This window comes from Morganella sp. BCCO 40_0007 (assembly GCF_032989665.1).
In the GTDB taxonomy this organism is placed as follows: Bacteria; Pseudomonadota; Gammaproteobacteria; order Enterobacterales; family Enterobacteriaceae; genus Morganella; species Morganella sibonii.
Genome location: NZ_JAVBIN010000006.1, coordinates 25,093 through 38,376, shown reverse-complemented (window position 1 = coordinate 38,376; position 13,284 = coordinate 25,093). Strand labels below are relative to the sequence as shown.

13 protein-coding genes are annotated in these 13,284 nt (G+C 52.9%); 9 read left to right on the top strand and 4 right to left on the bottom strand.

Features of this window, described 5'->3' with window-relative positions:
* Positions 1–176: 176 nt before the first annotated feature.
* Complete coding sequence (locus tag R5268_RS08450) at positions 177–818, top strand: DUF2786 domain-containing protein (protein ID WP_317419177.1); 642 nt, start codon at positions 177–179, stop codon at positions 816–818.
* On the opposite strand, the gene R5268_RS08445 is transcribed toward R5268_RS08450, so the two are convergent.
* Entirely contained in the window at positions 813–1,712 is a 900-nt protein-coding gene (locus tag R5268_RS08445; RefSeq protein ID WP_317419176.1) for a LysR family transcriptional regulator, read from the bottom strand. The genes R5268_RS08450 and R5268_RS08445 overlap by 6 nt on opposite strands.
* Before the next feature lie 138 nt (positions 1,713–1,850).
* Between R5268_RS08445 and R5268_RS08440 the strand changes: the two genes are divergently transcribed.
* The gene (locus R5268_RS08440; RefSeq protein ID WP_317419175.1) at positions 1,851–3,500 is read left to right on the top strand and encodes an alpha-keto acid decarboxylase family protein; all 1,650 of its coding nucleotides are present in this window, start codon (positions 1,851–1,853) and stop codon (positions 3,498–3,500) included.
* Positions 3,501–3,541: 41 nt separating this feature from the next.
* On the opposite strand, the gene R5268_RS08435 is transcribed toward R5268_RS08440, so the two are convergent.
* The 3 genes from R5268_RS08435 to R5268_RS08425 all read right to left on the bottom strand — a co-directional run bounded on the left by R5268_RS08435 (position 3,542) and on the right by R5268_RS08425 (position 6,567).
* Positions 3,542–4,042, bottom strand: a complete 501-nt coding sequence (locus R5268_RS08435; protein ID WP_317419174.1) for a hypothetical protein — start codon at positions 4,040–4,042, stop codon at positions 3,542–3,544.
* 21 nt (positions 4,043–4,063) lie between these two features.
* Positions 4,064–5,662, bottom strand: coding sequence for a hypothetical protein (locus R5268_RS08430; protein WP_317419173.1), 1,599 nt, complete (start codon positions 5,660–5,662; stop codon positions 4,064–4,066).
* 95 nt (positions 5,663–5,757) lie between these two features.
* Positions 5,758–6,567: a DeoR family transcriptional regulator gene (locus tag R5268_RS08425; protein WP_046894574.1), complete on the bottom strand. Its 810-nt coding sequence runs from the start codon at positions 6,565–6,567 to the stop codon at positions 5,758–5,760.
* Between the two features lie 259 nt (positions 6,568–6,826).
* Between R5268_RS08425 and kbaZ the strand changes: the two genes are divergently transcribed.
* The 7 genes from kbaZ (at position 6,827) to R5268_RS08390 (ending at position 13,284) form a co-directional block, all read left to right on the top strand.
* Entirely contained in the window at positions 6,827–8,101 is a 1,275-nt protein-coding gene (gene kbaZ, locus R5268_RS08420) for a tagatose-bisphosphate aldolase subunit KbaZ (protein WP_317419172.1), read from the top strand.
* A gap of 15 nt (positions 8,102–8,116) precedes the next feature.
* Positions 8,117–8,590, top strand: a complete 474-nt coding sequence (gene agaV, locus R5268_RS08415) for a PTS N-acetylgalactosamine transporter subunit IIB (RefSeq protein WP_004237714.1) — start codon at positions 8,117–8,119, stop codon at positions 8,588–8,590.
* A gap of 10 nt (positions 8,591–8,600) precedes the next feature.
* Positions 8,601–9,380 (top strand): PTS N-acetylgalactosamine transporter subunit IIC, encoded by a 780-nt coding sequence (agaW, locus tag R5268_RS08410; protein ID WP_004237713.1) that lies wholly within the window; start codon positions 8,601–8,603, stop codon positions 9,378–9,380.
* Positions 9,370–10,245 (top strand): PTS N-acetylgalactosamine transporter subunit IID, encoded by an 876-nt coding sequence (gene agaE, locus R5268_RS08405; protein WP_046894576.1) that lies wholly within the window; start codon positions 9,370–9,372, stop codon positions 10,243–10,245. The genes agaW and agaE overlap by 11 nt, the downstream gene beginning before the upstream one ends.
* A gap of 16 nt (positions 10,246–10,261) precedes the next feature.
* The gene (gene agaF, locus R5268_RS08400; RefSeq protein ID WP_046894577.1) at positions 10,262–10,696 is read left to right on the top strand and encodes a PTS galactosamine/N-acetylgalactosamine transporter subunit IIA; all 435 of its coding nucleotides are present in this window, start codon (positions 10,262–10,264) and stop codon (positions 10,694–10,696) included.
* The gene (nagA, locus tag R5268_RS08395) at positions 10,693–11,832 is read left to right on the top strand and encodes an N-acetylglucosamine-6-phosphate deacetylase (protein ID WP_317419171.1); all 1,140 of its coding nucleotides are present in this window, start codon (positions 10,693–10,695) and stop codon (positions 11,830–11,832) included. The genes agaF and nagA overlap by 4 nt, the downstream gene beginning before the upstream one ends.
* A gap of 282 nt (positions 11,833–12,114) precedes the next feature.
* The gene (locus R5268_RS08390) at positions 12,115–13,284 is read left to right on the top strand and encodes an SIS domain-containing protein (RefSeq protein WP_317419170.1); all 1,170 of its coding nucleotides are present in this window, start codon (positions 12,115–12,117) and stop codon (positions 13,282–13,284) included.

Here is a 13,284-nt window from a genome sequence, read left to right as displayed (position 1 = left end):
ACGGCTTTTTTTATCCGTTTTATCTTCTGTGCGTATTGTTTTATAAACAATTTAAAAAAACCATGTCCGTAACGCGGTATTATTTACTGAATATCCCGCAACACCGTTTTCATCCTTTCCCTCACTATAATTCGCCGTATGATAAGGTTATCTGCCGGATAAATACGCGATGTGAAATGATGAATGACAGAGAAAAGGCCATCGAAAAAGTCAGAAAGCTGATGTCTCTTGCCGAAAATGCCGGTAATGAGAATGAGGCGGCGAATGCCTTTTCAAAAGCACGGGTATTTATGAAAAAATACCGCCTGGAGCTGTCCGATATCTATTCCGCAGAACCCTCCCCGCCACCATCTGCGGCACCATCTCCGCCACGCAGAAAAACACCACCACGCCCGCTGACACCGGAAGAACAACACCGGGAAATGATGCGCCTGAAACAACAGGAAGAAGAGCGGCTGCGGGCATTTCAGAAAGTAGCGGAACAACAGCAGCAGCGGAAACAGCAGAGAGAGCGGGAACAACAGGCGCTGCGGGCATTTGAACGGCAGCAGGCAGAACTCCGGGCTCAGCAGCAGGCAGCACAGACACCACCACCGGTAACACCGCCGCAGGAGCCCGTTCCGCAGCCTGACAAACAGCCCCCTCCGCAACCGGAAAATCACATCTCAGAACAACCCCGCGAACCTGCGGAGCCGGTTTCCCGCCCGCTGATTGCCGGGTTTCTCGCCGCTCTGACACGAAAACAACACATACCGTCGTATATCATCGCGGTGATTATCATTGTTTTTATTCTGTATATTTTCTTTTTTCAGTCATGACGGAACGCCGGGCGTGATCCCCAGCATTTCCCGCGCCAGCGCATTCCAGGCCAGACAACTGCGGCTCTGATATCCTTTCATATTTGCCAGCGCAAGATCATAAGAGAGCACCGGGTCCGCCACACTGACCGCCGCCAGCCCGTCCGTCCGGTGTATACGCCACATACTCTCCGGCAGCAGCGTGACGCCGACCCCGGCGCTGACCATCGCCATAATCAGATCCAGATGATTGCTCCGCCCTGCCACCACCGGCTTGTAATGGTAAATACCACAGGCGTTACGGATAAGCTCATTGATACGGAAATCTTCGGAAAACAGGACAAACTTATCATCCGCTAATTCGCGGAAACTCACCTGCTCCCGGGTGGCCAGCGGATGCCGGGTATTGACCAGCAGCATCAGGCGATCGGTTGCAAAGCGCTGTAAATCAAAACGGGTATTATCAAACGGCAGCATAACGGCGGCGGTTTCCACACTGCCTTCTGCCATCGCCTCCGCCATCTGTTCTGTACCGAGTTCAAGAATTTTCAGTTCCGCCTGCGGATGGCGGGTACTGAACGCCATAATGATGCCGGCAAAATAGGTCGATGCGATAACCGGCGGTAATCCGACATTCAGAGTGCCGGTCAGCGGCCCCGATTTATCCTGTAACGCTTTGTTCATACTGTTAAACTGCGCCAGAATACGGGTTGCGTGATCAAACAGAACCGCGCCCTCGTCTGTCAGCCGGACACCATCCGGTTCCCGTGTCAGCAGGGTAAATCCCAGCTCCTCTTCCAGCCGGAGAATACTGCGGCTGATAGCCGGTTGTGTCACAAACAGGGCATCCGCCGCCCGGCTGAACCCGTTAAGCTGCACCACTTCCGTAAAATAGCGCAATGTCCGTATATCCATGACCGTCACCTATTACCTTTTGTTATAGCCCCGATGAGTATAAACCATTTCCTATTCCCGGTAATTACCGCTAAAACTCATTCATATTACTAATCATTTAAGGCTGATAAATCAGCCACTGTATTACCGGAGATCATCATGACAAAAACAGTCGCTGAACATGTGCTGAGCCGCCTGCAGGATTTAGGTATCCGCCATGTCTTTGGTGTGGCGGGAGATTTTGCTTTCCCGATTGAGGACGCCGTCTGCGAAAGCCGGACTATGCAATGGATGGGTAACTGTAATGAACTGAATGCCGCGTATGCGGCTGACGGCTATGCGCGGGTTAACGGCATGGCGGCGCTTTCCACCACATTCGGTGTCGGGGAGCTGAGTGCCATCAACGGTATTGCCGGGTCTTACGCTGAACATCTGCCGGTCTTTCATCTGGTCGGTATGCCGGCCAGCGGCGTGCAAAACAGCGGCCGCCTGGTGCATCACACCTTAGGCAACGGGGATTTCAGCCTGTTTTATGAACTGGGACAGCGCCTTTCCTGTGCGCACGCCGTAATGACCCCGGAAAACTGTGTGGCAGAGACAGAACGTCTGATCGCAGCCGCACTGCGTGAGCGCCGTCCGGTCTATATCGGTTTTCCGTTTGATTACGCCACACAACCGGTTCAGATACCGGAGCACCTTACCGTACCGGCAGAACCGGTCAGTGACAGCACCGCGCTGGCAGAAGCCGTGGCGGCGATCAGCGCAAAACTGGCCGAAAGCCCGTCGGTCTGTATCCTGCCGGGCATGCTGGCCGCACGTTCCGGACTGATTGATGACGTACAGGCCCTGATCCGTCAGACCGGCCTGCCGTACGCGACCATGTTTATGGATAAAGCGATTATCAGTGAATCTGATCCGCATTATACCGGAATGTACAACGGTCAGCTGATGAACCCGCAGGTCAGGGAATTTGTTGAGAACAGTGACTGTGTGCTGGGTATCGGGGCGGTGATGACCGATTTTAATACCGGCAGTTTTACCGCTGATATCGCACCGGAAAAGCTAATCAGTATAATGGCGGATCATGTCCGCATCGGCGCGGCGGTGTATCAGAATGTGTATATGCGGGATCTGCTGCCTGCCCTGACTGCCGTTCTGCCGCACAGAGAGTGCCGTATACCGCCTGCTGCCGGGCTGGGTAAGCCGGTGACGGAAGCATCCGGTAACATTACCCCGCAGTATCTGTATCCCCGTTTTGAACAATTGTTCAGAAAAGACGATATTATCATCGCTGAAACCGGCACGGTTTCTATGGGGCTGGGCTTTGCACTGCTCCCGGAAGGGGCGCAGTTCCATAACCAAACGTTATGGGGTTCTATCGGCTGGGCAACCCCGGCAGCCTTTGGTGCAGCGGTTGCCGCACCTGATCGCAGACTGATTCTGATCACCGGCGAAGGCTCACATCAGCTGACCGCTCAGGAAATCAGCCAGTTTGGCCGTTTTGGTCTGAAACCGCTGATTTTTGTGCTGAACAATGACGGCTATCTGATTGAGCGCCTGCTGTGCAAAGACCCGGAAGCCGTTTATAACGACCTGCCGCAATGGCGCTATGCACAGCTGCCGCAGGCGCTGGGATGTGACAACTGGTATTGCCGCCGTGTCACCACCTGCACGGAACTGGATGAGGCGATCCGGGAAGCGGAAACCGGTGACTGCGCTGCGTATATCGAAGTGGTGACAGAACGTTATGCCGCATCTGATCTGGCAAAAAAACTCGGTGAGTCTGTCGCGACGCTTTATTCGTTTTAAATCACCCGCAATCCTGATACTGCCCCGGCGGTATCAGGATGTTAAAAACCGTTCTTTTCACATAAGGCTTTATTGGCATTCAGGGTAAATAAAACATGGCCGGGATAATCATCGTAATAATGATGTATTTCCGCCAGCCCTTTGGCCTGAGCCAGCCGCACGGTCTGTAACGAACATGTCCGGTAAATCAGGTCTTTTTGCATCGTTTTCTGATCATTTTCCCGCGCTTCCGCCGGTTTTTTCAGCCAGTCTGCTGACAGGGAATAATGGTAAATCACATCACTTCCTTTTGCCTCAACCTTTTCAATATACACCGTGTCATCTATTTTCATGCGCGGCTGTCCCCGCATCCGTGCCCGGTCATTTTCCGCAGCCAGTGCCGCAGCCTCACTGACACTCATCGTATCTATGCGCTGTTTAAAAGCAGCGACATACGCCGGAGACTGAAAATAATGCTCCGCGTAGCGCTCACGAAGTTCCTGATCACTCATGACACAACCGCTCAGAATCAGTGCGGATAACAGCAGAAGACGTTTTTTCATACTCAAACCTTACAGGATAAATCAGCGGATATCGGATTCCGGATAGTTTTTATACATAATGACTTTAATGACCCGGTCGCTGTCAAAACAAAAACCGAGCCGGCGATCGAACCAGTCATAATAGTAGCAATTATCGTCCGGAGATACCTGATAGCGATTTCCGTAAGCGTTAACCATATCCTGATAGGTATCACCTGCCGCAATACCCCGCCGGGTTTTATAGCGGTCATTTTTGAAGGTTATCTCCGAAATGTATTTATCCTGTCCCCCGGTACGTTTTTCAATAATCATATTGATCCCGGCTACCGTAATTATCGTATCACCGGCATCAAAACGCCATAATTCAAACTCCCGGAAAAAATCATGTACCGGCGGTACGGATACTTTTTCCCTTTGCTTATCCAGCCAGCCGGAAACCGTATTATCACTCAGCGGTTTCCCCAGAAAATCCGCCGTTCCGTTATCGGATGACCAGATGAAATCCTCATAATTAAGGGCATTACTTTGCTCATCCGTCTTTTCCAGCAGTGATAATTTTATCCACCCCTCAGCCACTTTATTTTTGCTGTTAATGTAATTCACATAGGCAAAATCGCCCTGTCTGCGATATTGCAGCACACGATCCCCGCGGATAATAAAGTGTTCTGTTTTACATTGTTCATCCGGCTGGGAATAAAACCAGGCCCGGCCAACGGAAATAACCACTTTCTGTGCAGGTTGTGTCAGCGTCGGGGCAGACCAGGTGACCGGATTTACTGTGCAGTTTTCCTTTCCCGGGGCGGTCAGAAGATAGGTGATACGGGTTATTTTTTTCTCTTTGTCTGTTTGAAAAATAAGACTCATATTGCTGTGGTGATAAATAAATGATTCGCTGTTCTCATCCGCATCAAAGCTGCTATGAAGACCATAGCGTTCAAACATCAGAAAATCAGAATCACCGGTTTTAATTCCGCGATGTGTTTTATACTTATCAGAAAGAATAACAATCTGGCTGACAACCGCTTCAGCTCGGCTATTATTAACCCCCTCTGTAACATATACATAAATACCCGGCTCAGGAATCACCACACCCATTGTTTTCCCGGTTTTACTATAACCCGAAAATACCAGTTCAGGTTCCTTCGTGTAATATTCTGCGATATTCCGGCTGAGTTCACTCAGAGGTTCACCGGGACGAAGTACTATCTGATTAACCGTCAGCTGATAATCTTCATCTGACAGCGGGTTATCCGTTTTTCTTTCCGGTTTACGGTTTACGTCATCTTTTTCTTCCGCAAGCGGGGATATTCTGAGATTCGTTTTTGTCAGCTGAGATAATTCCAGCCAGCCGTCAATCAGCTCACCTTCGCTGTTGATATATCCCCCCAGCAGATAATCACCGGTGGTCTGATAACCGATAACTGAATCACCTTTAACCAGAAAACTATTTTTACTTTTACAGCGGCGGTCCGGCGCAGAATAGAAATAAGCACGTCCGGGAGAGGACACCCGGTAAATATGACGTTCAGTGTCATATTCATCAGTATTAGTACGTAAAGATATTTCCTGACATTCATCTGTCACTGCCGGTGAAATTAGCGGATAAAATAATAACAGGCCGGATAACAGTATTTTTATCATTCACTCGGATACCGGAAAAATAAACATAATAAACTTATAGCGTATTATCCCTTTTCTTTCTTCGGTATCCTCACTATTTTATACTCTTTTTTTTATTACCCTTTCACCAGAATCACTTCTGTTCCTATCCGGCGCAGCCCGGTCAGGCTCGCTTCCGGAATACCGTCATCGGTAATAATGGTATCAATACGCTGGGTATCAATTATTTTATGCAGGCTGGAGCTGTTAAATTTACTGGAGTCTGTTACCACCACAATATGCCCGGCCACTTCACACATCCGCCGGTTGAGCCGTGCCTCATCTTCATTATGTGTGCTGATTCCGCGCTCAAGATCAATCGCATCCACCCCGAGAAACAACATATCAAAGTGATAATTCTGTAATGACTGCTCCGCCTGATCCCCGTAAAAAGAGAGAGACTGACGCCGCAGCTGTCCGCCGGTCATCAGCAGTTCCACCCCGGGCGCTTCCAGCAGTGCATTCGCCACATTCATACCGTTGGTCATCACAATCGTGTCCTGATGATGGCGCAGCTGACGGGCTATTTCGTAGGTTGTGGTACCGGAATCCAGAATAACACGCTGCCCCGGCCGGATCAGCCCGGCTGCCACCGATGCAATATTACGCTTGATAGTGGTGTGACGGGTGCTTTTATCTTCCAGTGACGGTTCACTGACCGGCGCAACGCCTTCACAAATCAGTGCGCCGCCGTATGCACGTACCGCAATCCCCTGCTTTTCAAGGAAAGCCAGATCATTGCGGATAGTCACCGTGGAAACACGGAACTGCTGCGACAACTCATTGACCTGAACACTGCCATGGGCACGCAGAAGCTGGATGATATGCTCACGCCGCCCGCTCGTTCCCATTACCCGGTTATCCGTTCCGGTATCCGGACTGTTCATGGTTTTATCCTTAACATTCATTTAAAAAATCTTTCGTTTCATTTCGTTTGGTATATTAACGCTTTTCTTTGTACAGAATGCAAGCCCATAAAAAGGGTTAACATCTGGTGACTCAGGAACAGACCCTTTCATTATATTTCTTTTGTGATGCAGATCCGGATTCCGGAAGCTTTCATTTTGTTTTCTTTTTTCTCTATAGCAGTATGTTATTCAGACATCGAAACAAAAACAAACCAAATCCGGCTGTAAGGAGAGGAAAGTGAAACTTTTAACTGATATCGTTGCCCGCCACAAACAAGGGGAGAAAACAGGAATTTATGCTGTTTGTTCCGCCCATCCGTATGTTCTGAAAGCAGCGGTATGTTTTGCCCGTGAACAACAAACGCCGTTACTGGTTGAAGCGACCTCCAACCAGGTCGATCAGTTCGGCGGCTATACCGGCATGACACCGGCAGACTTCCGCGATTTTATGTGGAAACTGGCGGATGAACATCACTTTCCCCGCGAACAGCTGATCCTCGGCGGCGACCACCTCGGCCCGAACCGCTGGCAGAACGAACCCGCTGAAGAGGCCATGGCGAAAGCCGATGAGCTTATCCGCACCTATGTTGCCGCCGGATTCAAAAAAATTCACCTCGATTGCAGTATGTCCTGCGCCGGTGATCCGGTTCCGCTGACCGATGAGATTGTCGCACAACGTGCCGCCCGCCTGGCGGTCATTGCGGAAGAAACCTGTGAAAAACATTTCGGCGTCCGCGATCTGGTGTATGTGATTGGTACAGAAGTCCCGGTACCGGGCGGCGCTCACGAGGAACTGAATGAGCTGGCAGTCACTACACCACAGGCTGCATCCGCTACTATCGCCGCGCATCAGGACGCCTTTGCGCGCCATCAGCTCACAGATATCTGGCCGCGCATTACCGGGCTGGTTGTACAGCCGGGCGTGGAATTTGATCACAATAATGTCATTGATTACCGGCCTGAGAAAGCCCGCGCACTAAGTGAGATGGTCACACTTCATGAACATTTGGTGTATGAGGCGCATTCCACCGATTACCAGACCCCGCAGGCACTCAGTCAGCTGGTGGATGACCACTTTGCGATTCTGAAAGTCGGCCCCGGACTGACCTTTGCCCTGCGTGAAGCCCTGTATGCCCTTGCCGGTATTGAAGATGAACTTATTACCCCGGCGGCACGCTCCGGGCTGCGTCAGGTACTGGAAGATGTCATGCTGCAAAAACCGGGCTACTGGCAGAGTTATTACACCGGTGATGAGCTGACCCGCCGCCTTGCCCGCAGCTACAGTTATTCTGATCGCATCCGCTATTACTGGCCGGATGACACCATCAGTGCGGCTGTCGCCCGTCTGCTGGAAAACCTGACGGAAACCGCGATCCCGCTGCCGCTGATCAGCCAGTATCTGCCGTTACAGTATCCGCTGGTACGCGCCGGAACGATTTCCGCCGCACCGGAAGACTTAATCATCGCGCACATTCAGACTGTGCTGCGTCACTATCACGATGCCTGCCGATAAGAGCGAGAAACAGCCATGCCAAATATTGTGTTAAGTCGTATTGATGAACGGTTAATCCACGGACAGGTTGGTGTCCAGTGGGTGGGATTTGCCGGTGCCAATCTGGTGCTGGTCGCCAATGATGAGGTCGCGGAAGATCCGTTACAGCAGAACCTCATGGAAATGGTGCTGACGGAAGGGATTGCCGTGCGCTTCTGGCCGCTGCAGAAAGTGATCGACAATATTCATAAAGCTGCGGATCGGCAGAAAATTCTGCTGGTCTGCAAAACCCCGGCAGATTTTCTGACCCTGGTGAAAGGCGGTGTTCCGGTGGAACGTATTAACGTCGGCAATATTCACTATACCGAAGGTAAGCGTCAGATTGCCAAAACAGTGTCTGTGGATGAGGCGGATATCGCCGCATTCCGCGGGCTTAACGAGGCCGGTGTTGCCTGCTACATCCAGGGTGTACCGACAGAACCGGCGCAGGATCTGTTCAAACTGCTCTGAGGATACATGTATGGAAATCAGTCTGTTACAAGCTATCGCTCTCGGGCTGGTAGCCTTTATTGCCGGATTGGATCTGTTTAACGGGCTCACGCACATTCACCGTCCGGTGGTGCTGGGGCCGGTGGTCGGCCTGATCCTCGGCGATCTCAATACCGGGATACTGACCGGCGGGACGCTGGAACTGGTCTGGATGGGACTCGCACCGCTGGCCGGTGCCCAGCCGCCGAACGTCATTATCGGAACCATTGTCGGGACGGCCTTTGCTATCTCCACCGGCGTCAAACCGGAAGTGGCGGTCGGTGTTGCGGTACCGTTTGCCGTGGCGGTGCAGATGGGGATCACCTTCCTGTTCTCGGTGATGTCCGGTGTGATGTCCCGCTGTGACAAAATGGCGGCCAATGCGGATACCCGGGGGATTGAGCGCATCAACTACCTCGCACTGCTGGCGCTCGGTACATTCTATTTTCTCTGTGCCTTCCTGCCGATCTATTTCGGGGCGGATCACGCCAAAACCCTGATTGATGTGCTGCCTGCCCGGTTAATTGACGGGCTGGGTGTCGCGGGCGGCATTATGCCGGCCATCGGGTTTGCCGTCCTGCTGAAAATCATGATGAAAAATGCCTACATTCCTTATTTCATTCTGGGATTCGTCGGCGCCGCCTGGCTTCAGTTACCGGTTCTGGCTATCGCCGCTGCCGCACTGGCGATGGCAATGATCGATTTTGTCCGCAAACCGGCAGAAAGCGAACCGGCACAACCGTCACACGAGGAATTTGAAGATGGCATCTGAAAAAAATCATTCATCTGCCGCAGAAGCGGAAACCTTACTGCCTGCGGACTGTAATCAGGATGTGTATGAAGACCAGAGCACCGGCGCGGAACTGACCCGCAAGGATATCAACAGAGTCGCGTGGCGCTCCCTGCTGTTACAGGCTTCCTTTAACTACGAACGGATGCAGGCAGCGGGCTGGCTGTACGGACTGCTGCCCGCACTGAAAAAAATCCACACCAATAAACGTGACCTGGCACGCGCCATGAAAGGCCATATGGGATTCTTCAATACCCACCCTTTCCTGGTGACTTTTGTTATCGGCATCATCCTGGCGATGGAACGTTCCAAACAGGACGTGAACAGTATTCAGAGTACCAAAATTGCTGTTGGCGCACCGCTGGGCGGGATCGGCGATGCCATGTTCTGGCTGACACTGCTGCCTATCTGCGGCGGGATTGGTGCCAGTCTCGCATTGCAGGGCTCTATTCTCGGTGCAGTGGTCTTCCTGGTAATGTTTAACGTCGTGCATTTCGGCCTGCGTTTCGGCCTGGCGCACTATGCTTACCGGATGGGGGTTGCCGCCATTCCGCTTATCAAGGCTAACACCAAAAAAGTCGGTCATGCGGCCTCGATTGTCGGGATGACCGTGATCGGTGCCCTGGTGGCGACTTATGTCCGGCTTTCAACCACGCTGGAAATTACCGCCGGTGATGCAGTGGTCAAATTACAGAGTGATGTGATTGATAAGCTGATGCCTGCTTTTCTGCCGCTGGTCTACACCCTGTCAATGTTCTGGCTGGTACGCCGCGGCTGGAGCCCGCTGCGTCTGATCGTGCTGACGGTGGCGCTGGGTATCATCGGCAAATTCGCCCATTTCCTGTAATAAAGAGGAGCAACTGATGCCGGGAATTATTTTATGTGGTCACGGGGGCTTTGCCTCCGGACTGGAAAAAGCCATGTTACAGATTATCGGGGAACAGGACGATTTTGCAGCAATTGATTTTCCGGCAGAATCCACCACCGCCCGTCTGACACAGGAACTGGAAGCCGCACTGGCGCTGATGTCACACTGCGACAGCGTAATTTTCCTGACCGATATCCTCGGCGGCACCCCGTTCCGGGTGGCGGCCACACTATCACAGGGCCGGGAAGACCGCGAAGTAATCACCGGCACCAACCTTCAGCTGCTGCTGGAAATGGCGCTGGAGCGGGATTCTCTCTCTCCGGCCGATTTCCGCCGTGAAGCTCTGGCCTGCGGGCACCGGGGATTAACCAGTCTGACGGATGAATTACAGCGGGAACGCTGCTGTGAAACGGAGGACGAAGGCATATGATTCAGCAAATCCGCGCCCGTCGTGTACTGACAGAATACGGCTGGCGGGAAAATCAGGCGGTGGTGGTGTCAGACGGCATTATTACCGCTATCACACCGCTGGCGGCAAAAGAGACACAGTTTGACGCTGAGCAGCTCTGCCCCGCCTATATTGATACCCATGTCCACGGCGGACAGGGTATGGATGTGATGGATGATAATCCGCAGGCACTGAAAACTATTGCGGTATTTAAGGCACAACAGGGCGTCGCCGCCTGGCTTGCTACCACCGTGACCGCTCCGTTGCCGGATCTGCGCAGCACTCTCGCGCGGATCGCCCGCTACTGTCAGCAGCAGACGATAACAGAACCGGTGGCGGAAGTGCTCGGCAGTTATCTGGAAGGCCCGTATTTCACACCACAGAACAAAGGCGCACACTCACCGGAGCTGTTCCGTGAATTACACATCAGTGAGCTGGATACCCTGATTGCCGATGCGGAAGGCACACTGAAAGTGGTCGCGCTGGCACCGGAAAAAACGGAGGCGCTGAATGCTATCCGTCACCTGAAACGGCGCGGGCTGAATGTGATGCTCGGCCACAGTGCCGCCACGTATGAGCAGACTCTGGCGGCTCTCGATGCCGGGGCTGACGGGCTGGTTCACTGTTTCAACGGCATGACCGGCCTGCATCACCGCGAACCGGGCATGGCGGGAGCAGGATTATCCGACCCGCGCGCCTGGCTGGAGCTGATCGCTGACGGGCATCATGTCCACCCGGCAGTGATGCGGATTGTTTGTCAGTGTGCCGCGCACCGCACGGTGCTGATCACCGATGCCATGCGGGCGGCCGGGCAACCGGACGGCATTTATGATATCTGCGGCCATGATGTCACCATGAAAGCGGGCATTGTCCGGACCGCCTCCGGCGGCCTCGCCGGCAGTACTCTGGCACTGGATGACGCCGTCAGCAGGATGATTAGCGCTACCGGTACACTACCGGAAACCGCCATCCGCATGGCCTCCCTGCAACCGGCGCAACTGCTGGGAATCACCGCGACGCACGGCAGTATCTCCCCCGGGAAACGGGCGCATTTCAATGATCTGAACAGTGACTGGCAGGTAATACAAACCTGGATCCACGGACAGCCGGTACGCTGATTTCCTTTCATTATGAGGCGCAGTTCTCCCTGCGCCTTTCTTTTCCTTGTGTTTTCCGCCGGAAGTTTTTATATAACCATCTAATAAACAACAGCTTAATCATTTCACCTGTGGTGCAAATCACACTTTTCGTTTTCTTTTTATTACTGCATTGATCCTTTGTTTTCCTTACTGTAAATTGAAGTGAAACCTCAAAACGAAACCAACCGAAAGGCAATGACCGATCGTACGATCTTTTGATTCATTTCACTTTCGGCTGAACGTCATGTAAAGGATGAAGCTATGCACGACCCTCTTTCTGCCGCCACACCCCGCTATTCCACCTGGACGGAAACGGAGATCCGCCAGCAACCGGATTGCTGGATGAGTGCATTACACTCAATCGACACACAACGCGCACAACTGGATGCCTTTCTGGCACCGCTGCTGGCGCAGGACAACCTGCGCATCATTCTGACCGGTGCCGGGACCTCCGCTTTTATCGGCGAGATGATTTCTCCCGTACTGCGCCGCCTGACCGGTAAAAATGTCAGCGCTATCCCGACAACCGATATCGTGACCAATCCGGCGGATTATCTGCCTGAACAGCAGCCGGTACTGCTGGTTTCCTTTGCCCGCTCCGGTAACAGTCCGGAAAGTGTTGCTGCATTTGATCTTGCTAATCAGTGTATTGCCCGCTGTTCTCACCTGGTGATCACCTGTAACAAAGACGGTCATCTGTATCAGCGCGTACAGGGCAGTGATAACGGTTTTGCCCTGCTGATGCCGCCGCAGACTAATGACAAAGCCTTTGCCATGACCAGCAGCATCACCTCCATGATGTGCAGCTGCCTCGCCGCCCTTGCCCCGCAGACGTTCAGCACCGAACGTTTTGCCGTTGTCGCACAGCGGGCCCGGGATATTCTTGTCGCGCATGGCAGCAGTGAACAGATTCTGCCGGGCAATGATACTTTTAAGCGCGTGGTTTACCTCGGCAGCGGCAGCTTTCAGGGGCTGGCGCGGGAATCCGCCCTCAAACTGCTGGAACTGACTGCCGGGCAAATCGCCGCCTTTTATGACACCCCGACCGGCTTCCGTCACGGCCCTAAATCACTGGTCGATGGCGACACCCTCGTGGTGGTGTACATCTCAAACCAGCCTTACACCCGTCAGTATGATTTGGATCTGCTGGCCGAACTGCGCCGCGACCGGATAGCCAGACAGGTCGTGGCAATCGCCGATCTGCCGGATGACGCCATCAGTGCCGGAACACACTGCTATCTGCCTGCCGGTGACGCCCTCAGTGACGCGGAACTGCTGTTCTGTTTCCTGCCGTATGCTCAATTATTTGCCCTCGGTCAGTCCGTCAGAACCGGTATCACACCGGATACCCCGTCTGCCAGCGGAACCGTTAACCGCGTTGTTCAGGGCGTGATTATTCACCCCTTCAATAACCAGAACACAGGAGCGTAA